The sequence below is a fragment of the Streptomyces otsuchiensis genome (assembly GCF_004305975.1).
GTDB lineage: Bacteria > Actinomycetota > Actinomycetes > Streptomycetales > Streptomycetaceae > Streptomyces > Streptomyces otsuchiensis.
The window spans coordinates 1-20,243 of the sequence record NZ_BHZI01000088.1 but is presented as its reverse complement, the minus strand read 5'-3'; the positions used below and the strand labels follow the sequence as shown (position 1 = coordinate 20,243).

Annotated in this window: 22 protein-coding genes; 13 read left to right on the top strand and 9 right to left on the bottom strand. The window is 72.7% G+C overall.

The genetic code is table 11. From position 1 onward, the window contains the following. The coding region (locus E0D90_RS10890; RefSeq protein ID WP_130797584.1) for a class I SAM-dependent methyltransferase at positions 1 to 606 on the top strand (606 nt) is incomplete at its 5' end. Between the two features lie 89 nt (positions 607 to 695). Here the strand turns inward: E0D90_RS10890 and E0D90_RS10885 are convergent. From E0D90_RS10885 to mshD, 3 genes are all read right to left on the bottom strand, one after another. After that, positions 696 to 1,169, bottom strand: a complete 474-nt coding sequence (locus E0D90_RS10885; RefSeq protein WP_130797582.1) for an NUDIX hydrolase — start codon at positions 1,167 to 1,169, stop codon at positions 696 to 698. Further along, entirely contained in the window at positions 1,153 to 3,396 is a 2,244-nt protein-coding gene (locus tag E0D90_RS10880) for an RNA degradosome polyphosphate kinase (protein WP_130797588.1), read from the bottom strand. Before E0D90_RS10880 ends, E0D90_RS10885 begins: the two co-directional genes overlap by 17 nt. A gap of 323 nt (positions 3,397 to 3,719) precedes the next feature. Continuing rightward, positions 3,720 to 4,628, bottom strand: a complete 909-nt coding sequence (mshD, locus tag E0D90_RS10875; RefSeq protein ID WP_130797580.1) for a mycothiol synthase — start codon at positions 4,626 to 4,628, stop codon at positions 3,720 to 3,722. Between the two features lie 139 nt (positions 4,629 to 4,767). Here mshD and E0D90_RS10870 point away from each other — a divergent pair, with 139 nt between their 5' ends. Continuing rightward, complete coding sequence (locus E0D90_RS10870) at positions 4,768 to 6,594, top strand: bifunctional metallophosphatase/5'-nucleotidase (RefSeq protein WP_307721137.1); 1,827 nt, start codon at positions 4,768 to 4,770, stop codon at positions 6,592 to 6,594. A gap of 120 nt (positions 6,595 to 6,714) precedes the next feature. On the opposite strand, the gene E0D90_RS10865 is transcribed toward E0D90_RS10870, so the two are convergent. Then, a complete protein-coding gene (locus E0D90_RS10865) occupies positions 6,715 to 7,341 on the bottom strand; it encodes an NADPH-dependent FMN reductase (protein WP_130797578.1) in 627 nt (208 codons plus the stop codon). A 92-nt stretch (positions 7,342 to 7,433) separates the two neighbouring features. Between E0D90_RS10865 and soxR the strand changes: the two genes are divergently transcribed. Together soxR and E0D90_RS10855 are read left to right on the top strand one after the other, a co-directional pair. Continuing rightward, the gene (gene soxR, locus E0D90_RS10860; protein ID WP_130797575.1) at positions 7,434 to 8,009 is read left to right on the top strand and encodes a redox-sensitive transcriptional activator SoxR; all 576 of its coding nucleotides are present in this window, start codon (positions 7,434 to 7,436) and stop codon (positions 8,007 to 8,009) included. A 103-nt stretch (positions 8,010 to 8,112) separates the two neighbouring features. Then, a complete protein-coding gene (locus tag E0D90_RS10855) occupies positions 8,113 to 8,664 on the top strand; it encodes a hypothetical protein (protein ID WP_130797573.1) in 552 nt (183 codons plus the stop codon). A gap of 25 nt (positions 8,665 to 8,689) precedes the next feature. Here E0D90_RS10855 and E0D90_RS10850 read toward each other — a convergent pair whose 3' ends face one another. Next, positions 8,690 to 9,733 carry a LacI family DNA-binding transcriptional regulator gene (locus E0D90_RS10850; protein WP_130797571.1) on the bottom strand — a complete coding sequence of 348 codons (1,044 nt, stop codon included), beginning with the start codon at positions 9,731 to 9,733 and terminating at the stop codon, positions 8,690 to 8,692. Positions 9,734 to 9,756: 23 nt separating this feature from the next. Next, a complete protein-coding gene (locus tag E0D90_RS10845; RefSeq protein WP_103500211.1) occupies positions 9,757 to 10,512 on the bottom strand; it encodes a winged helix-turn-helix transcriptional regulator in 756 nt (251 codons plus the stop codon). 481 nt (positions 10,513 to 10,993) lie between these two features. On the opposite strand from E0D90_RS10845, the gene E0D90_RS10840 reads away from it, so the two are divergent. From E0D90_RS10840 to E0D90_RS10820, 6 genes are all read left to right on the top strand, one after another. Then, positions 10,994 to 11,260, top strand: coding sequence for a MoaD/ThiS family protein (locus E0D90_RS10840; protein ID WP_103500210.1), 267 nt, complete (start codon positions 10,994 to 10,996; stop codon positions 11,258 to 11,260). Continuing rightward, positions 11,257 to 12,396, top strand: coding sequence for a hypothetical protein (locus E0D90_RS10835; protein ID WP_130797569.1), 1,140 nt, complete (start codon positions 11,257 to 11,259; stop codon positions 12,394 to 12,396). Before E0D90_RS10840 ends, E0D90_RS10835 begins: the two co-directional genes overlap by 4 nt. A 166-nt stretch (positions 12,397 to 12,562) precedes the next feature. Then, a complete protein-coding gene (locus tag E0D90_RS10830; RefSeq protein ID WP_130797567.1) occupies positions 12,563 to 13,291 on the top strand; it encodes an LmeA family phospholipid-binding protein in 729 nt (242 codons plus the stop codon). Positions 13,292 to 13,601: 310 nt separating this feature from the next. Next, positions 13,602 to 13,685, top strand: a complete 84-nt coding sequence (locus E0D90_RS28480) for an Ms5788A family Cys-rich leader peptide (RefSeq protein ID WP_369008423.1) — start codon at positions 13,602 to 13,604, stop codon at positions 13,683 to 13,685. Between the two features lie 116 nt (positions 13,686 to 13,801). Next, positions 13,802 to 14,641, top strand: a complete 840-nt coding sequence (locus E0D90_RS10825; RefSeq protein WP_130797565.1) for a sulfurtransferase — start codon at positions 13,802 to 13,804, stop codon at positions 14,639 to 14,641. Positions 14,642 to 14,704: 63 nt separating this feature from the next. Continuing rightward, complete coding sequence (locus E0D90_RS10820) at positions 14,705 to 14,992, top strand: DUF1416 domain-containing protein (RefSeq protein WP_103504684.1); 288 nt, start codon at positions 14,705 to 14,707, stop codon at positions 14,990 to 14,992. A gap of 233 nt (positions 14,993 to 15,225) precedes the next feature. On the opposite strand, the gene E0D90_RS10815 is transcribed toward E0D90_RS10820, so the two are convergent. Next, positions 15,226 to 15,588, bottom strand: a complete 363-nt coding sequence (locus E0D90_RS10815; RefSeq protein ID WP_130797563.1) for a DsrE family protein — start codon at positions 15,586 to 15,588, stop codon at positions 15,226 to 15,228. A gap of 653 nt (positions 15,589 to 16,241) precedes the next feature. Between E0D90_RS10815 and E0D90_RS10810 the strand changes: the two genes are divergently transcribed. Continuing rightward, a complete protein-coding gene (locus E0D90_RS10810) occupies positions 16,242 to 16,802 on the top strand; it encodes a heme-binding beta-barrel domain-containing protein (protein ID WP_103504682.1) in 561 nt (186 codons plus the stop codon). Positions 16,803 to 16,944: 142 nt separating this feature from the next. On the opposite strand, the gene E0D90_RS10805 is transcribed toward E0D90_RS10810, so the two are convergent. Continuing rightward, complete coding sequence (locus tag E0D90_RS10805) at positions 16,945 to 17,718, bottom strand: SDR family oxidoreductase (protein WP_103504681.1); 774 nt, start codon at positions 17,716 to 17,718, stop codon at positions 16,945 to 16,947. A gap of 170 nt (positions 17,719 to 17,888) precedes the next feature. Here E0D90_RS10805 and ygfZ point away from each other — a divergent pair, with 170 nt between their 5' ends. Next, positions 17,889 to 18,860: a CAF17-like 4Fe-4S cluster assembly/insertion protein YgfZ gene (ygfZ, locus tag E0D90_RS10800; protein ID WP_103529295.1), complete on the top strand. Its 972-nt coding sequence runs from the start codon at positions 17,889 to 17,891 to the stop codon at positions 18,858 to 18,860. 58 nt (positions 18,861 to 18,918) lie between these two features. On the opposite strand, the gene dtd is transcribed toward ygfZ, so the two are convergent. Further along, a complete protein-coding gene (gene dtd, locus E0D90_RS10795) occupies positions 18,919 to 19,344 on the bottom strand; it encodes a D-aminoacyl-tRNA deacylase (RefSeq protein WP_130797561.1) in 426 nt (141 codons plus the stop codon). A 202-nt stretch (positions 19,345 to 19,546) separates the two neighbouring features. Between dtd and E0D90_RS10790 the strand changes: the two genes are divergently transcribed. Further along, positions 19,547 to 20,167, top strand: a complete 621-nt coding sequence (locus E0D90_RS10790) for an RsiG family protein (protein WP_130797559.1) — start codon at positions 19,547 to 19,549, stop codon at positions 20,165 to 20,167. Positions 20,168 to 20,243: the final 76 nt, after the last annotated feature.

Below are 20,243 nucleotides of genomic sequence, written 5' to 3'. Positions count from 1 at the left end.
GCCGTGCGTGGCGACGCCGAGGTGCTGGGCGTCGAGATCGACCCGGAGCGGGTCTCGGCGGCCCGGCCCTACGCGCGGGACGGCCTGCGGTTCGTCCGCGGCGGTTTCGAGGTGCCGCTGCCGCCGGGCACACCACCGCCCCTGCTGATCCGGGCCGCCAATGTGCTGCGCCAGTACGAGGAGTCGGAGGTGCCCGCCGCGTGGGCCCGGCTGACGGGCGCGCTGGCCCCGGACGGGCTGCTGGTGGAGGGGACCTGCGACGAGATCGGCCGACGGCACGTCTGGATCGCGCTCGGCCGGGAGGGCCCGCGCACGGTGACGTTCGCGGCGCGGCTGGCCTCCCTGGCCGTCCCCTCCGACCTGGCCGAACGGCTCCCGAAGGCGCTGATCCACCGCAACGTCCCAGGTGAGCCGGTGCACGCCTTCCTCCGGGACCTCGACCGGGCGTGGGCGAGCGCCGCCCCCTACAGCGCGCTCGGGGCGCGGCAGCGCTGGATCGCGACGGCCCGCGCCGTCCGCGCCGACTGGCCGCTCACGGACGGCCCGCGCCGCTGGCGGCAGGGTGAACTGACGGTGCGCTGGGACGCGTTGGCACCACGGAGCTGACGACGACGGGGCCCGTCAGCACGGCTGCGGCGCGTCCGGCCGCCCGGCGACGGCCGGTGACGCCCAGTCTCAGCCGGTGACGCCGACCGTCAGCCGGTGACGCCCTCCGTCGGCTCGGTGTCGTCCCGCCCGGCCGCCACACCGCCCGGCGGGCGCCAGGACTCGGCGGCGGCGTCGAGCAGTGGACGGTCCCAGGGGTTGCTGAGATGCCGGCGGGCGGCGTCCGGAGCCAGCCACAGCACCCGGTCGACCTCGTCGTTGGGCACGAACGCGCCGCCGGTGGCCTCCGCCTCCCAGTAGCTGACGATCTTGGGCCGGTCCTCGGCGGTGTAGCGGGTGGTGGGCAGCCGCGCGCCCAGCACGCACCGCATCCCGGTCTCCTCCAGCACCTCCCGGACGGCCGCCTGCGCCGGGGACTCCCCCGCCATCAGCTTGCCCTTGGGGTGCGACCAGTCGTCGTAGCGGGGACGGTGGACGAGGGCCACCTCCACCCCGCCGTCGGCGGGACGGCGGCGCCACAGGACACAGCCCGCCGCGCGTACCACGTCAGTTTCCGGTGCCACGCCGTTTCCTCCGTGCGTTGATCAGGGTCTCCTGCATGTCCCGCAGCGGCTCGCCGTCGGCGTCGACCGAGTGGCGGGTCCAGTCGCCGTCCGGGCCCAGGTGCCAGGAGGCGGTGGCGTCCGAGGTGCCGGTCGCCAGCAGCCGGTTGAGGGAGTGACGGTGGGCGGGGTCGGCGACCTTCACCAGCACCTCGATCCGCCGGTCGAGGTTGCGGTGCATCAGGTCCGCGCTGCCCAGCCACACCTCGGTGTCGCCGCCGCTGCCGAAGGCGTACACCCGGGAGTGTTCCAGGAACCGTCCCAGGATCGAACGGACGCGGATGTTGTCGGACAGCCCCGGCACGCCCGGACGCAGCGCGCATATGCCGCGCACCCAGATGTCGACCGGGACGCCGGCCTGGGAGGCGCGGTACAGGGCGTCGATGATGCGTTCGTCGACGATCGAGTTGACCTTGATCCGGACGGCGGCCGGCCGGCCCTCCCGGTGGTTGGCCACCTCACGGCGGATGCGGCTGATCAGCCCGTCGCGCAGCGAACGCGGCGCGACCAGCAGCCGCCGGTAGTTGTCGCGGCGGCTGTAGCCGGAGAGCCGGTTGAAGAGGTCGGAGAGGTCGGCGCCGACGTCGTTGTTGGCGGTGAGCAGCCCGACGTCCTCGTACATCCGGGCCGTCTTGGGGTGGTAGTTGCCGGTGCCGATGTGCGCGTAGCGGCGCAGGTGCTCGCCCTCCTGCCGGACGACCAGGCAGAGCTTGCTGTGGGTCTTGAGCCCGACCAGGCCGTAGACGACGTGGCAGCCGGCCTCCTCCAGCTTGCGCGCCCACTTGATGTTGGCGTGCTCGTCGAACCGCGCCTTGATCTCGACTAGGACCAGCACCTGCTTGCCGGACTCGGCGGCGTCGATCAGCGCGTCCACGATCGGGGAGTCGCCGGAGGTGCGGTAGAGCGTCTGCTTGATGGCGAGCACGTCGGGGTCGGCGGCGGCCTGCTCCACGAAGAGCTGCACGGAGGTGGAGAAGGAGTCGTAGGGATGGTGCAGCAGCACGTCGCGTTCGCGCATCGCCGCGAAGATGTCGGGCGCGGTGGCCGACTCGACCTCGGCGAGGTCGCGGTGGGTCCCGGCGATGAACTTGGTGAACTTCAGCTCCGGCCGGTCCAGGGCGGCGATGTCGTCGAGCCCCGTGAGGTCCAGCGGCCCGGCCAGCGCGTATACCTCGTCCTCGCTGATCTTCAGCTCGCGCAGCAGCAGCTCCAGCACCTCGGCGTCGATGGACTTCTCGACCTCCAGCCGCACCGGCGGCCCGAAGCGGCGGCGCAGCAGCTCCTTCTCCAGCGCCTGGAGGAGGTTCTCGGCGTCGTCCTCCTCCACCTCCAGGTCCTCGTTGCGGGTGACTCGGAAAACGTGGTGGTCCAGTACCTCCATTCCGGGGAACAGTTCCTCCAGATGGGCGGCTATGACGTCCTCGACAGGGACGTAGCGCTGGGCCGACGCCTCCAGGAAGCGGGAGAGCAGCGGCGGCACCTTCACCCGGGCGAAGTGCTTGTGGCCGGTCGCCGGGTTGCGGACCACCACGGCCAGGTTGAGGGAGAGCCCGGAGATGTAGGGGAAGGGGTGCGCCGGGTCGACGGCCAGCGGCGTCAGCACCGGGAAGATCCGCTTGCGGAAGAGGGAGAAGAGCCGGGTCTGCTCCTGCTCGGTGAGGTCGGGCCAGCGCAGCAGGTGGATGCCTTCGGCTGCGAGGCCGGGCGAGACGATCTGCTGGAAGCAGGTGGCCTGCCGGGTCATCAGCTCGCGGCTGAGCTGCCAGATCTTCTCCAGCACCTCGCGGGGCTGGAGACCGGACGCGGAGCGGGTGGCGACCCCGGTGGCGATGCGGCGCTTGAGGCCGGCGACGCGCACCATGAAGAACTCGTCGAGGTTGCTGGCGAAGATCGACAGGAAGTTGGCTCGCTCCAGCAGCGGGGTGGTGTCGTCCTCGGCGAGCTCCAGGACGCGTTCGTTGAACGCCAGCCAGCTGCGCTCGCGGTCCAGGAATCGGTCGGGCGGCAGCTCCTCGCTCTCGCCGGGCGCCTCGGTCCGCGCGGCGGAGGCGGAGCCGTCGGCTGCGGCGTCGGCCGCGCCGTCGACCACAGCAGGCCCGGCCTGCTCGGCCGGGTCGGCAGCGCCCGGCTCGGGGGCGGCCCCGGCGGGGCCCGACGGCTGCGGCGGCGGAGCGGGGGCGGGCGGCATGGGCGGCCCGGCGGCCCCGCGCAGGGGTGATCCCTCCGCGCCGGCCGGGGACGCGGCTATCTCTCCGACCGGCGGTTCGTCCGCGTCGCGGCTGTCGTGTGCCGCCGCCTCGGCGGTGGTCCGGGCATCCTGGCTCATGCCCCCTATTCTCCCGCTGCCAGGGAAAACGCAACCCGTCCGGGATGTGACGAGCACATGTCCCGGCCGTGCGGCCCGGCCGGCGGGCCCCGCGGCCGAGGGCCACCGGGCTTCCCGAGAACCGGGCGCGCACAAGCGCGGGAGAGCGCCCGGACGGTGCCGCGCGCCCCTCGGGAGCGAAAAGGTCAGGTCTCGGTGCGGTACATCAGGTCGGTCTCGTGTGTGACGAAACCCAGCCGCTCGTAGAGCCGGACCGCGCCGGCGTTGTCGGCGTCGACGTAGAGCATCGCCTCGGGCAGCCCGCGGTCGCGCGCCAGGTAGCGCAGCCCGATGAGGGTGAGCGCCTTCCCGAGGCCGAGCCCCTGCGCCTGCGGGCCGACCCCCAGGACGTAGATCTCCCCCAGCCCCTCGGCGGTGTGCACCTTGGTCCAGTGGAAGCCGAGCAGTTCCTCCTCGCCGGTGCCCTCACCCACGGCGAGGAAGAAACCGGCCGGGTCGAACCACGGCTCGACCATGCGGGCGTCCAGGTCCCGCTGGGTCAGCGCGCCCTGTTCGGGGTGATGGGCGAACGCGGCGGCGTTCAGCGCCAGCCACGCCTCGTCGTCCCGCCCGGGGATGAAGGTGCGGACCCGCACCCCGGAGGGCAGCGACAGTTCGTCCAGCGGCAGCCCCTCCAGCGGGCGGCGGAGCTGGCGCAGTTCACGGAAGAGGGTGAGCCCGAGCACCTGGGAGAGATGGCGGGCGGCGGGGTGGCCGCCGTGCGCCCAGATCCGCAGCCGGCGTCCCGACTCGGCGAGCAGCGCCTCACCGAGGGCGCGGCCGTGGCGTCGGCCGCGGTGGTCGGGGCGGACCACCAGCTCGGCGGCGGGTGCCTCGACCGGGTCGGTGCCGTCCAGCAGGCCGTACCCGATCAACTCGCCCTTCTGGCGCAGCAACAGGTGTTTGACTCCGTCGCGCGGGCCGCCGCGCAGCAGTAGCCTGCCCTGCTCGGACACGGCACTCTGGCCGTCGACCCGGGCCGCCGTGTCGATCAGTTCTCCGGCGTCCCGCTGGTCCGCGGCCGACACCTCGTCCACCACTACGACGTCACTCATGGAAAGACTCTACGGGTCCGGCGACGCGAATTGGCAATGTGCTCGTTACGTCTTTTCTCCTGACACGCTACGCGCGTAACCGTAGGCTGCCGGACAGTTTCCCCTTCTTCCGAGCTTCGCAGAAAGGAAATTACCCCCCATGCACGGACCCATCGCCCGGAGATTCCGGAGCAACGGTCAGGGCCGGAGCCGCCGCAGGGCCGCCGGAATGATCGCGGTGACGCTGGCCGGCGCGCTCGCGCTGACGCTGCCCGCGGCCGCCAACGCGTCCGCCGACTTCGACCAGCACCGCAAGCCGCCGAAGCCGGCTCCGACCGTCGATCTCCAGGTGCTGGCCATCAACGACCTGCACGGGGCGCTGGAGCCGCCGACCGGCTCCGGTGGGCAGGTCACCCACGAGCACCACGACGGCACCACCGAGCTGATCGACGCCGGAGGCGTGGAGTACCTGGCCACGTCGCTGCGGGACGCCCGCAAGGGCAACCCCCGTTCGGTGACGGTGGCCGCGGGCGACATGGTGGGTGCCACCCCGCTGATCTCCGGGCTGTTCCACGACGAGCCGACCATCGAGGCGCTCAACGCGCTCAAGATGGACGTGGTCGGCGTCGGCAACCACGAGTTCGACGAGGGCTGGAAGGAACTGCTGCGCAAGCAGCGCGGCGGCTGCCACCCGGAGGACGGCTGCTACACGAAGGGGCGCAAGTTCAAGGGCGCCGACTTCCCGTTCCTCGCCGCCAACGTGGTGCACGAGAAGTCCGGCAAGCCGATCACCGCGCCCTATACGATCAAGCGGATGAAGGGCGCGAACGTCGGATTCATCGGCGTCACCCTGGAGGGCACCGCCGATATCGTGACGCAGGAGGGAATCGAGGGGCTGAAGTTCCTCGACGAGGTCGAGACGATCGACAAGTACGCCAAGCAGCTGAAGAAGCGCGGCGTCAACGCGGTCATCGCCCTGATCCACGAGGGCGGTTACCCGTCCTCCCCGGCCTACAACGCCGACTGCGACGCGGACGGCGCGGGCCTGTCCGGCCCGATCGTGGACATCGCGGAGAAGACCTCGCCGCTGGTGGACGTGATGGTCACCGGCCACACCCACGAGGCGTACGTCTGCACCATCCCGGACCCCGAGGGCAACGACCGGCTGGTGACCTCCGCCCAGTCCAACGGGCGGCTCTACACCGAGCTGACCATGGAGTACGACCTGCGCAGCCGTGACATCGTGCGCGCCTCCGTCGAGGGCAGCAACCACGTCGTCCACCGCGACCAGCCGAAGGCCCGCGACCTGACGAAGCTGGTCAACTTCTGGGCCGAGCTGGCCGCTCCGATCGCCAACGAGCCGGTCGGCTGGATCAGCGAGGACATCCGGCAGGACCGCACCGTCCCGGAGACCCCGCTGGGCGACCTGATCGCCGACGCCCAGCTGGCGCACGCCCGGAGCATCGACGAGTCGGCCGAGATCGCGCTGATGAACCCGGGCGGTATCCGCACCGACCTGGTGTACGCGGCCTCCGGCGACGAGGGTGACGGCGTCGTGACGTACGAGGAGGGCTTTGCCGTGCAGCCGTTCTCCAACTACGTGCAGCTGATCGATCTCACCGGCGAACAGCTGCTGCAGGTGCTGCGCGAGCAGGTCAGCGGCCCGAACGAGGGCCAGTTCAAGATCCTCCAGCCGTCCGAGGGCTTCGAGTGGACCCTCGACCTCACCAACTCCGGCGCCGACCGCGTGATCGCGGACTCGGTGACGGTCGGCGGCGAGCCGCTGGACGCCGACCGCACCTACCGGGTCGCGGTCAACTCCTTCCTGGCGGGCGGCGGTGACGGCTTCCCGACGCTGGCCGAGGGCGGCAACTCCGTGGTCGGCGGCAACGACCTGGACGCGCTGGTCGACTACCTGCGTGACGCCTCCTCCGCCGACGCCCCGCTGGCGGCCCCGGCGGCGGACCGCGTCACCGTCGTGGAGTGACCCCGGCAGACCGCCCCCGCGAACGGCGGTGACCGAAGTGGCCGGCCCGGTACGGGAGATCCCGTACCGGGCCGGCCGCGTGCCGCCGGCGGGACCGCAGGAAAGCCGGGCGGTGGCGGGTCAGGACACCGAGCCGTACGGGTGGCTCTCCCGCGCGGTGGCGAGCGCCCGTGCCCACCAGAGGAGTTGGTCGATCAGCTTCTTGGCCGCCGCGTCCTGCTCCGGGGTGGTGTCGGCCCGGCCGTCGGCGCCGAAGTGGTCCCAGGCGCCGTGGAAGCTGACCGTGTCCCGGATGGTCGTGGCGTGCAGCTCGGGGAAGACCTGGCGCAGCTGCTCGACGGAGCGGATGCCGCCACCGAGCCCTCCGTAGGAGACGAACGCGACCGGTTTGGCGGCCCATTGGGGTCCGGAGAGGTCGATGGCCTGCTTCAGGGCGGCGGGGTAGCCGTGGTTGTACTCCGGGGTCACCACCACGAACGCGTCTGCCGAGGCGAGTCGTTCGCGGAAGTCGTCGATGAACGGGGTCGCGGGGGAACCGAGTTCGGTGGCGGTCAGACCGAGTTCGGCGAGGTCCAGCAGCTCCGGCCGGACGCCGCCGTGGCTGAGCGCCAGCCGCTCGAACCACCGGCCCACGCTGAGGCCGATCCGGCCGGGACGGGTCGCGGCGACGATGACGGCGACCCGGGGCGCGGGCGGCTCCGCGTTCGGGCCGGCGGCTGGTGCGGTGCCCGGGGTGACGGTGGTCATGGCTGGTCCTCTCAGGTGCGGAGGCCGCTGGTGGCGCGGCAGGGACCAGCCTGAGACCTCAACCTCCCTTGAAGTCAAGTTAGAGTGTTGAAATGGCTCCGACCACGATCGCCAGGGAACTCACCATCGGCCAGCTCGCCGAACGCAGCGGCGTGGCCACCTCCGCGCTGCGGTTCTACGAGGACCAGGGCCTGATCCACTCCCGCCGCACCAGCGGCAACCAGCGCCGCTACCCCCGGGACATGCTGCGCCGGGTGGCGTTCGTGCGGGTGTCGCAGAACCTCGGGATCAGCCTGGCGGACATCCGGGACGCGCTGGCGCTGCTGCCCGACCACCGGACACCGACACCGGCCGACTGGGCGGCCGTCTCCGCGTGCTGGCGTCAGGACCTGGACGAACGCATCCGCCAGCTCACCGACCTGCGCGACCACCTCTCCAACTGCATCGGCTGCGGCTGCCTGTCGCTGAGCGAGTGCGCGCTGGCCAACCCGGGAGACGTCCTCGCCCAGGAGGGCCCGGGGGCCTACCGCTTCGCCCACGAGGGCGGCTGCGACGGCACCGTCACCGGCTGCGGCGGACCGGACGGCGACAGCGGCCCGGCCGGTACCGGAGGCAGCGCGGGCAGCGGGGACGGCACGGGGACGGCCGGCGGACCCCGCAGCCGCTGAACCGGCCGCCGCCACGCGCTCCTTGATCACGGTTTCGGCCGGGGCTTGTCACGAAACGGCACGACCGCCACCCCCGCCCGCCCCGGCGGGAGATCGTGACCGCATGAGACCGAGAACCGCACGCACCCTCACCACCGCCGCCGCCGCCGTCCTGCTCACCGCCGCCCTGACCGCCTGCTCGGGCGACGGCGAGGGGTTCGGCGCCTCCACCGGGGAGAAGGTCGGGGAGCTGGGAGAGCTCACCGACGGCCTCTCCGAGGAGCTGGCCCAGCTGGAGGACCTGGAGCTGGACCTCCCGGACGGGTGGGACGGCGGCGGCACCGAGCTCGCCGAGGGCGACTGCTGGGGCCGCGCCGACACCGTGGACCACGCCCCGCGCTCCTGCGACCAGCCGCACGTCTTCGAAGTCGTGGGCGTCCAGGAGGGGTTCGTCCCCACGGCCGACGACCTCTTCGCCGTCGAGGAGGAGAAGGAAGCGGTGTGCGCCGACATGTTCGCCACGTACTTCGGCCACGCCTTCGACGCCCAGCAGCCGCCACACCTCGACCTCACCCCGGAGCCCACCGTCGTGGGAACCGACGCCTCCGGCGGGATCACCGTCGTGTGCAGCGTGTACACCACCCGTACGGAGGAGCACACGGGCTCGTTCCGCTGACCGGCGCCGCCGTCCGCTCCGGCGGTCAGACCCCCGCCGACGGCGGGCAGCCGCAGGACTGCCGGAGCCTGAGCGTCACCGGGAACTGCCGCACCCGCTCCGGCGGGCCACCCGGCGGCGCGCCCTCCGGGCCGTCGCCCATGGCCAGCGCCACCGCGGCACGCGCCATGGCGCCGCGGTCGGAGCCGACCGTGGTCAGCGGCGGGTCGGTGAGCCCGGCCTCCTTGACGTCGTCGAAGCCGGCGACGGCCAGCTCCCCCGGAACGTCGATCCGCAGCTCCCGCGCGGCACGCAGCACGCCGATCGCCTGGTCGTCGGTGGCGCAGAAGATCGCCGGCGGCCGGTCCGGCCCGGCCAGCAGCTCCAGCGCCACCTGATAGGCGTCGTAACGGTTGTAGGGCGCGGAGAAGAGCCGCCCCTCGGTCGGCACCCCGGCGTCACGCATCGCGTTGCGCCAGCCGTCGACGTGGTCGGTCACCGGGTCACCGACCGTCGGCGTCTCCTCGGTGCCGCCGAGGCAGGCCACGTACGGGTAGCCGTGCTCCAGCAGATGGCGCACCGCCGCTTCGGCGCCGGCCACGTCGTCGAGGACGACCGCCACGTCGTTCATCGCCTCGGGCCGTTCGTGCATCAGCACCACCCGGGCGTCCCACGCCTCGATCTCGGCGGCGGCGTTGGCGGTAGGGCCCTGGCTGATCAGGATCAGCCCGGAGACCCGCATGCCGAGGAACGCCCGCAGATAGTGCACCTCGCGCTCGTCGAGGTAGTCGGAGTTGCCGACCAGCACCATCATCCCGCGCTCGGCCGCCGCGCGTTCGACGGCGTGCGCCATCTCGGCGAAGAACGGCTGGCGGGCGTCCGGCACGATCAGGCCTATGAGGTCGGTCCGTTGGGACGCCATCGCCTGGGCGACGCGGTCCGGCCGGTACCCCAGCTCCTTGATCGCGGCGAGGACCCGTTCCCGGGTCGCCGCCGCCACCGGGCGCGGGCCGTTGTTGATCACATAGCTGACCACGGCGGTCGATGTACCCGCCAGTCGTGCGACATCGTCCCGCGTCACCTTGGCCACGGAGGAAGTCTAGACCTCGGCCCTCAGGCCCGGCGTGCGGCCTGCTTGACCACCTGTTCGGCCTCACGGGTCACCGCGCGGGCCTGCTCGGCCTCCGCGGAGTCGATCTTCTCCGGCACCACGAAGCGGTAACCGACGTTCCGCACGGTGCCGATGAGCGACTCGTGCTCCGGGCCGAGCTTGGCCCGCAGCCGCCGCACATGGACGTCGACCGTCCGGGTGCCGCCGAAGTAGTCGTAGCCCCAGACCTCCTGGAGGAGCTGGGCACGGGTGAAGACCCGGCCCGGGTGCTGCGCCAGGTACTTCAGCAGCTCGAACTCCTTGAAGGTGAGGTCAAGGACCCTTCCCTTGAGCTTGGCGCTGTAGGTCGCCTCGTCCACCAGGAGATCGCCGTTGCGGATCTCGGTGGGGCTCTCGTCGGTGATCAGCTGGCGACGGCCCACGGCCAGCCGCAGCCGCGCCTCGACCTCGGCCGGTCCGGCGGTGTCCAGCACCACGTCGTCCACGCCCCAGTCGGCCGTCACCGCGGCGAGTCCGCCCTCGGTGACGATGAGGACCAGCGGGCAGCCGGGACCGGTGGAGTGCAGCAGCTGGCACAGCGAGCGGACCTGCGGGAGGTCCTTGCGGCCGTCGATCAGGATGGCGTCGGCGCTCGGCACGTCCACCAGGGCAGGCCCCTCGGCGGGGGCGACACGCACGTTGTGGAGCAGCAGCTCAAGAGCCGGGAGCACCTGGGATGACGGCTGGAGGGCATTGGTCAGCAGAAGCAGGGAACTCACGGTGAGGTCCTTCCTCGGTCCTGGGCAGCGTGACGTCGGTACGGCTGAACGGCAGTACGCGTTTCGGCGGACGATGGACGAGGGACGGCTCAGGCGACATTGCCCGGGTATCCCGGTCTGCGCGAGCCCCGGGACGGCTGTGCGGAAGATCCACAACGCCCGGAAAGCGCGAAAGGACCCGTTGCGGCGTCGGCGCCCGGATCCTTCTGGCACGAGAGCATACCGGAGCTTCGGTCTCCGTGCCGGGATCCGCGTCACATCGCCGACATCCGGACGTGGCACCCGGTCACCCGGCGGACACCCGGGGTACGCGCCGGACACCTCCGTGACCCACCGCCGCCACGGCCCGGACACACGGCCGGACAGCCGCCCGGACAGCCGCCCGGAGACAGCGCGCCGCGCCGTGGCGAGGGCCGTGGCGGGCGCGTCACGGACCCGGTGCGACGGCTGCCATGATGGGCGGCTACAGCGGGAGGACTCGATGGTGAGCGGCACGATCCGGTACTGGGCCGCGGCGAAGGCCGCCGCAGGTACCGCCGAGGAGACATACCGGGCGGCGACCCTCGCCGGGGCGCTGGACGAGGCCCGCGCCCGCCGCGCGGACCACCCGGAGTTCGCCCGGGTGCTGCTCCGCTGCTCGTTCCTGGTGGACGAACGGCAGGTCGGCTCCCGCGACCACCACGACGTCCAGCTCACCGAAGGCGGCACCGTCGAAGTGCTGCCGCCGTTCGCCGGAGGCTCCCGATGAGCACCCCCCATCACCACGACCAGCCCCGGCACGGCCGGCCGCCCGAGGAGCCGTACCCGCCCGCCGGGCAGGGGTACGGGCCCGGCACCGCCGCACCGGGGGACCCCGGAGCACCCGCGTACGGCGCGCCCCCCGCCCACGACCACGCCACCGGTCACGACACCGGCGGACACCACGGCTACGGCCGGGACGACGGGTACGGCCGCCAGGGCGGCTACGGCCAGGACCAGGGCTACGGGCAGGGCAACGACTACGGCCAGGGCGACGGCCGGCCCGGCGGACACGGGTCACACGCCCACCAGCCGCCGCAGCACCACGACACCCCGGCCGGCCACGCCGCACCCGCCGCCGGGGCCACGGCCCCCGGGAGCACGGCCGCCACACCCGTCCCGCCCCACCGCACCGGCTCGCCGATCATCCCGCCCGGCATCCAGCCGGCGGCGCTGACCGCCGCGCTCGCCGCACTGCTGGCCGTCCTCGCGCCCTTCGGGCAGCTCGCCCTGCTTCCGGCGGTGGTGCTGCTCCAGGCGGTGACGGCCGCCGGCTGGTTCCGGCTCAACGGCATGTGGCCGGCCCGGCAGGGCATCGCGCTGGCGTTCGCCGCCGGTCTCGCGGCCGACGCCGTGCTGCTGCTGGCCCCCGCCGACCGGGCGCCCACCGCACTGGCGGGCACGCTCGGCGCGTGGTTCCTGCTGGTCATCGTGTTGCAGCTGCGCAACCGGGGCGACGCGGACGAGCGGCTGAGCGCGCTGACCGCGACCTCCGCGTCGGCGCTGCTGTCCGTGCTCGCGGGCGGCCTGCTGGCCGCCGCGACGGTCTCCCGCACGGCGGTGGTCGCGGTGGCGGCGGGTGTCGCGCTGGCGACGCTGGCCCGGGCGGCGCTGACCGTGCCGTGGCTCTCGCCGGTGGTGGCTGTGCTGCTGGCCGCCGGAGCGGGCGCCGGGGTCGGGCAGTGGGCCGGGGTGACCGCCGAGGGCGCCGCCCTCGGCCTGGCGGCCGGTGTCTGCGCGGTGATCGGCCTGCGGGTGGCCAGCTACGACTTCCCGTCCCGTTTCGTGCACTTCACCGCAGGGGTGGCGCTGCCGCTGACGGCCGCCGCCCCGGCGGCGTACCTGCTGGCCAGGGTGCTGCTCTGACGGCCGGTGGGCCGTCGCCACGACGGCCCACCGCGTCGCCGTCCTACGTGTAACGGCCGTGCTGCAACGTATTCCGCGCCCCGCACGTCGTACGGGGCAGCGGGTTACGCTCGCGGCAGGCCGTCGACCACCGGGCCGTTGACCACCCAGGGGGAATCCAGACCACATGCGAGCGCTGCGAATTGGGCTGATCCTGCTCGTCATCCTGGGCGGTCTCGCCTTCGCCGCCGACCGGGTCGCGGTCGGGATGGCGGAGGGCGAGATCGCCTCGAAGGTCCGCAGCAGCCAGGGCCTGGACTCCGAACCTTCCGTCTCCATCAAGGGGTTCCCCTTCCTGACGCAGCTTGTCGGGAAGAAGCTGGACCGCGTCGATCTGGAGATGGACACCTACACCGTGCAGGTCGACGACCAGACCGGCACCGTGGACGACCTGGTGATCCGGCTCGACGACGTGAAGCTGGAGAACAACTACGAGCGTGCCGTCGCGGCGCGCGCCTCCGGTGGCGGTGTCATCTCCTACGCCGAGATGGCCCGGCTGACCGGGGACGGCGACTCCACCTTCGGGGTGTCCTTCGGCTACGCGGGCGAGGGCCAGATCGAGGTGCGGGTGACCGTGATGGGCCGCGCGGTGGGACCGACCATGATCGGCGATCTCGATGTCGACGGCGATCTGGTGAGCGTGTCGATCGACGACATCCCCTCGTTCTCCGACATCCCCGTGATCGGCAGCATCCCCGGCATCGAGGACCAGATCCGGCAGCGCGTGGACCAGGACCGGCAGATCTCCGGGCTGCCGTCCGGTGTGGAGCTGGAGGGGCTCAAGGCGACGGAGGACGGCGTCACCCTGTCCGTCGCCGGTACCGACGTCCAGCTGACCGGCGCCGCCTCCGAGTGAGCCACCCCGCGACGGCCGGCCACCCCGCGCGGGGTGGCCGGCCGTCGGCGCGTCCGCACGGAACTTGTCGCGGCGTCCGCATGATGGGACGCGCGGCCCGCGCCTCCGCCGCGGTCACCGCGAGTCCTTCCGGAGGGTGCCCGAACCCCCACGCGGGGGCACGCGCCCCCGCCTCGCGCCCCCTTCGGTGGATGACCCACGGCCGCGGCGGACCGGCCCTGACCACCTGCGTCCCACATGTCAGTCAGGAACGTCTCACAATCCGGACCGACGGTGACAGCGGCGTCCTGACGTCCGTACGATCGCTGGCATGACACGACAGGCGGATCTCACCAAGCGACGGGCAGTCGACCTCTGCCGCGTCGCCGCCATGCTCTGTCGTCCCGTCGCCTGACGGCTCCCTCCCCTCGCACCGCACCCCCCGCGCCGCCGCGCGCCATCCAGCGCGCCGCCGCGGCGCGTCGTGCCCCGATTCGCACCGTTGATCCCGCCCCGCAGAAGGAGAACAACATGAGCCGCAGTGACGTCCTCGTCGACGCCGACTGGGTGCAGGCCCACATCGACGACCCCAAGGTGGTCATCGTCGAGGTGGACGAGGACACCTCCGCCTACGAGAAGAACCACATCAGGAACGCGGTCCGGATCGACTGGAAGAAGGACCTCCAGGACCCGGTCCGCCGCGACTTCGTCGACCAGGCCGGCTTCGAGAAGCTGCTCTCCTCGAAGGGCATCGCCAACGACGACACCGTGGTGCTCTACGGCGGCAACAACAACTGGTTCGCCTCGTACGCCTACTGGTACTTCAAGCTCTACGGGCACCAGGACGTCAAGCTGCTCGACGGCGGCCGCAAGAAGTGGGAGCTGGACTCCCGCGACCTGGTCGCCGAGGTGCCCGAGCGCGCCACGACCACCTACACCGCGAAGCCGCAGGACAGCTCGATCCGCGCCTTCCGTGACGAGGTCGTCGCCGCGATCGGCACGAAGAACCTCGTCGACGTGCGCTCCCCCGACGAGTTCAGCGGCAAGCTGCTCGCCCCCGCGCACCTCCCCCAGGAGCAGTCGCAGGTCGGCGGCCACATCCCGAGCGCCCGCAACATCCCGTGGTCCAAGTCGGCCAACGACGACGGCACGTTCCGCTCCGACGAGGAGCTGAAGGAGCTGTACCAGGGCGAGGGCGTGGACCTGGCCAAGGACACCATCGCCTACTGCCGCATCGGCGAGCGCTCGGCCCACAGCTGGTTCGTGCTGCACGAGCTGCTGGGCCAGGCCAACGTCAAGAACTACGACGGCTCCTGGACGGAGTACGGCTCCCTGGTGGGCGTCCCCGTCGAGACCGGACCGGCCAAGTAAGGGCCCTGACAGCCCGCTTCACCGGCAGACCCGAAGCCCTCACCAGCCCGAAGGACCACATCCATGTGCGGAGCACAGGCAGGCGGCCCCGACGCCGCGTCGATCAAGCCCGGCGAGACCACCATCCAGGGGTCGGTCACCCGTGACGGCGAGCCGGTCACCGGCTATGTCCGACTCCTCGACACCACCGGCGAGTTCACCGCCGAGGTGCCGACCTCGGCGACCGGCCAGTTCCGGTTCTACGCCGCCGAGGGGACCTGGACCCTCCGGGCCCTGGTGCCCGGCGCCACCGCCGACCGCACCGTGGTCGCCCAGCAGGGCGGGCTGACGGAGGTCGCCATCGCCGTCTGAGACGGTGGTCGGTGGTCGGTGGTCGGCGGTCGACAGCGGATCACGACGGCCGGGCAGCCCCGGCGGATCGAGGGCCGCGCCCCGAACGGGTTGGACACCCGGGGCGCGGCCCTCGGCCGTGCGCGGGAGCGACGGGCGCGCGGGGCGACAGCGCACGCGGGAACGCGAGTCCGTGAGTTCGCGAGTCCGCAGGCCCGTGAGGCCGTGAGCCCTTAAGTCCGCGGACCGGCCGCTCAGTAGACGAGCGCCTGCACCCCGTCGCCGACGATCTCGCTCACGAACACCTGGGCCCCGGCGATGCGGACACCGTCGATGACATCGCCCTCGCCGATGTCGCGCCGGGCCGCGCACTGGGTGCACAGCGTCACCCGCCCACCGTCGAGCAGCGACTCCAGCAGCTCGGGAAGCGGTGCCGCGTGCGGGAGTTCGAACTCGGCGGCCCGCCCGGGGAGCGCGAACCACGCGGACTCACCGGTCAGCCACAGCGAGACCTCGACTCCGCTGGCCACGGCGACCGCGGCCACCGTGAACGCCTGCGAGCACCGTTCGGGGGCGTCCGCCCCCGCCGTCACCTTGATCACCAGCTGCTTGGCCATGCCGGAACCGTACCCAACGGCGCGGACCGGTGGACGCCCCGGTCCGGCGCGCGCCCCGTCACCCTCCGGAAACGGCACGTACCGCCCGCACGGTGCGTGCGGGCGGTACGGGTGATGCCGGGCAGCCCTGACGGGCGTCTTCGCGGCTCAGGCGATCCTCCGGTGCCGCCGACGGTCACCCCCTGGCGCCCGGCCGGCTGACCGGAGCGGAGGGCGAGAACGGGTACGTGCGTGAGGATTCAGCGACTGGCTCCGCAGTTAGCGCAGAGCCAGTCCCCACCGGGACCCTGGTGCATGGTCGCACCGCAGTCTGGACAAGTCATGATCACACCCCTTCCAACCGCCTTAGACGCACGAACCGTCGATCGCGTTCATTCACAGTGATCACGAGTTGGTTACCTGACATCCGCCGCCTACCCCGGACCGGACGGCCTACCTCACAGAGCCGTCACGTTCCGGGACGGATAGAATCGGCAGCGGTCCGTGATCAACTGTTCGCCGTTCTAGGAGCCACCGTGCTTGAGGCTTTCTTCATTACTCTGATGGTGCTGGTCGTCGTCGGCACCGCGGCCTTCACCGGCCTGGTCGTCAAGAAGCTGTACCAGGGCCAGCGCTGAGCCCCGCCCCCTCCGCAAGGACATGACTGAGTTTTCATGATCGAGATCCCGTCCGACCTGCACCCCGACCTCGTACCGCTGGCTTTCCTGCTCGGCAACTGGCAGGGAGCGGGCGTCGCGGACCCGCCCGGTGAGGAGCAGTGCAACTTCGGGCAGGAGGTCGTCTTCAGCCACGACGGCCGGGACTTCCTGGAGTTCAGCTCCCACACGTGGCGCCTGGACTCCGAGGGCCGGAAGGTCAGCCCGCTGGAGTCCGAGCACGGCTTCTGGCGCGTCAAGGACCGCAAGATCGAACTGGTCACCGTGCGTGACCAGGGTGTGGTCGAGGTCTGGTACGGCGAACTCGCCGACGGCAGGCCGCAGATCGAGCTGGCCACCGACGCCCTCGCCCGCACCAGCGCCTCCCCCGCCTACTCCGGCGGCAAGCGCCTCTACGGGTACGTCAAGGGCGATCTGATGTGGGTGGGCGAGATCTCCGCCCCGGAGACGCCGCTGCGGCCGTACATGTCCGCGCAGCTGAAGAAGGTCGTCGACCCGCGTGAGTGGGCGAAGGACATCAAGGACCTCCCGGACGACGGCATCGCCTTCTTCAAGTGACCTTCCCGTGTCTGCCGCGTGCCGTCGTGTGACGAACGCCACGGCCCGTCCTGCACCGCGGACGCCCGGCACCGGCTGAAAGTCCCTGCCTCGCCCCGCCCGGGCCGGAGAGCCCCGCTCCCCGGCCCGGGCGCGCGGCTGCTCACAGGGCGCGCAGCGCACCGCCGTCCACCGCGATCAGCGAGCCGGTGAGGTAGCCGGCGGCGGGTGACAGCGCGAACGCCGCCGTCCGGCCGAACTCCTCGGGCTCCCCGTAGCGGCCGAGCGGGATACCGGCGAGGGCCTGCTCCCGGCCGGCGGGGTTGGCCTCGTCGAGCTGCTTCATCCGGTCCGTGAAGATCCGTCCGGGCAGCAGCCCCAGGACCCGCACGCCGCGCGGGCCGAACTCGTCCGCCATGTCCTTGGCGACCATCGCCAGGCCGGGGCGCAGCCCGTTGGAGATGCCGAGTCCGGTGATGGGCGAGCGGGCCGAGGAGGAGAGGACCAGGCCGATGGCACCGCCGTCGGCGGCGGCCAGGCGGCCGGACAGCTCCCGCACCGCGCGCACCGCGCCCAGGAAGACCGTCTCGAAGGCGCCGCGCCACTGCTCGTCGGTGGCGGAGGCCGCGGTGCCGGGCGGCGGGCCGCCGACCGAGACCAGCGCGCCGTCCAGCCGGCCGAAGTGCTCCGCCGCCGCGTCGGCGAGCAGCAGGGCGGTGTCCTCGCCGCCGAGGTCGGCCGCGACGCCGACGGCGGCGCCACCGCTGGTGGCGCCCAGTTCGTTGAGCCGGGCCGCCGCGGCGTCGACGGAGGCGCCGTCACGCGAGGAGAGCACCACCTTGGCGCCGTCGCCCACCAGCGCGGCGGCGGTGGCGTAGCCCAGCCCGCGGCTGCCCCCGGTCACCACGTAGACGCGTCCCGCAAGTCCGAGATCCATGGCATCGCTCCGATCCGTCGTACCCGACTCCGTCGTTGTTGACGGGAGCGTACGGGCCGCACCCCGGCGGCGGGGGCACGGGGCGCGGCAACCCGCGACCGGCGGCACGTGGCACGGACCACTGCGGCGTCCGCTTCGGGCGCCCGCCACCTCGGGCATAACCTGGAGTCATGGCCTACACCAGTCCGCTCCTGTCCCTGCCCGGCGCCGTCGCGGCCGACGCCCCAGACGCCGGCGTCGCGGCCCACTACGGGGAGCTGTTCCGCGAGCAGCGCGCCCTGTCCCGGGGCGAGGGTTTCGTCGACCTCTCGCACCGCGAGGTGGTGACGGTCAGCGGGGAAGACCGGCTGAGCTGGCTGCATCTGCTGCTCACCCAGCATGTGTCCGAACTCCCGGCGGGCCAGGCCACCGAGGCACTGGTCCTCTCGGCCAAGGGCCACATCGAGCACGCGCTCTACCTGGTCGACGACGGCACCACCACCTGGATCCACACCGAGCCGGGCCGGGCCGGTGAGCTGATCGCGTACCTGGAGTCGATGAAGTTCTTCTACCGCGCCGAGGTGGCCGACCGCACCGGCGAGTTCGCGGTCGTCCACCTGCCGGCCGGCTCCATCGCGGAGACCCCGGCCGGGACGGTGGTGCGGCAGACCCCCCACGGCCGCGACCTCTTCCTGCCGCGGGAGCTGCTGGCGGAGTTCGGCGCCACCCACGGTCCGGCCGCCGGGGTGCTCGCCCACGAGGCGCTGCGCGTCGAGCAGCACCGGCCGCGCCTCGGCCTGGAGACCGACCACCGCACCATCCCGCACGAGCTGGGCTGGATCGGCGGCGCCGTCCACCTCCAGAAGGGCTGCTACCGGGGCCAGGAGACGGTGGCGCGCGTCCACAACCTGGGGAAGCCGCCGCGGCGGCTGGTCTTCCTGCACCTGGACGGCAGCGAGGTACACATCCCGGAGCACGGTGCGCCGGTGCGGCTGGCCTCCGACGGTCCGGAGGGCCGGCAGCTGGGCTTCGTGACGACCGCGGTCCGCCACCACGAGCTGGGGCCGATCGCGCTGGCGCTGGTCAAGCGGAACGTCCCGGTCGACGCGGAGCTGACGGCCGGGACCACGCCCGCGGCGCAGGAGACGGTCGTCGAGCCGTAGCCCCCTCGCGCCGGGCGGCCCGGGGCCGCCCGGTGGCCCGGCGGCCTCGGAGGGCTTCTCAGACCTCCAGCAGCACGGTGAACGGGCCGTCGTTGGTGAGCGAGAGCCGCATGTGCGCGCCGAACCGTCCCGTCTCGACCTTCGCCCCGAGGCGCCGCAGCTGCTCGCAGACCTCGTCCACGAGCGGCTCGGCGACCTCACCGGGCGCGGCGGCCTGCCAGGTGGGGCGGCGGCCCTTGCGGGCGTCGCCGAGCAGGGTGAACTGCGACACCACCAGCAGGGGCGCGCCGGTCTCGGAGCAGGAGCGCTCGTCGTTGAGGATGCGCAGCCCCCACAGTTTGCGGGCCAGCTTCGCCGCCTGTTCGGGGGTGTCGTCGTGGCCGACGCCGACGAGGGCGCACAGCCCCTCCCCCGTGACCTCGCCGACCGTCTCGCCGTCCACGACGACGCCGGCCCCGTCGATTCTCTGTACCACCGCTCGCATGGGCCCCATCATGCCGGACCGGGAGGGGACCCTCCGGCGGCCGGGGGCGCCGGGAGTCGCGGGCCGGCCACCGGATGTCACCGGGATGCCGCCGGATGGGTGGAGGCGCCTGCGGTGCGGGGGTACACAGTGACACGATGCGTCGCACGGGGTACGTACCGCACGACACCACCACACATGGGGATGAGGGGACGAAAAGCCGATGATCACACCCAGTCCGGGTCGAGAGCCCGCCGGCGTACCGGCAGCACGCGGCCAGGCCACGGCAGGCCCGGGCGACGGAGCGGCGCCGGGGCCGGCGGCGGGCGTGGAGACACGGCGCCACCCGCTGAGCACCACGCCCGAGGTCCCGGGTCTGCGCGGCCACAGCCTCGGCGAACTGCGCGAACTGCGCCGCCGGGCGCAGAGCGAGGAGTCCGACCTCAGCTATGTGCGGCGCCTGCTCCAGGGCCGCATCGACATCCTGGAGGCGGAGCGACGCCGCCGCTGCGCGCAGGACGGCCCGCTGGTCGAGCAGCTGACCCGCATCCTGGCGGACGCGCCCGCCCGGCAGCGTTCCTCCGCCCGGCACGTGACCATCGCCACGCCGGTCGGCTCGCAGTACCGGCAGCTGGTGGAGGGAGTGCTGGCCGAGGTGGAACTCTCCGACCTCACCGCCCGCACCGACGCCGAACTGCTCGACGCCCTCGCCCGGCTCGCCCGCTTCGAGACGGAGGTCTCGGAACGGCGCCAGTCCCTGCAGCGCACGGCGGACGGCTGCAGCGCCGAGATCACCCGCAGGTACCGTGAGGGCGAGGCACGGATCGACGACCTGCTGGGCTGACGGCTGCGGCCGATGGCCGGGCGGGGCCGGGTCCGGCCGGGGCCGCCCTCCGGCCCCACCCCACCCGTGACCGGGC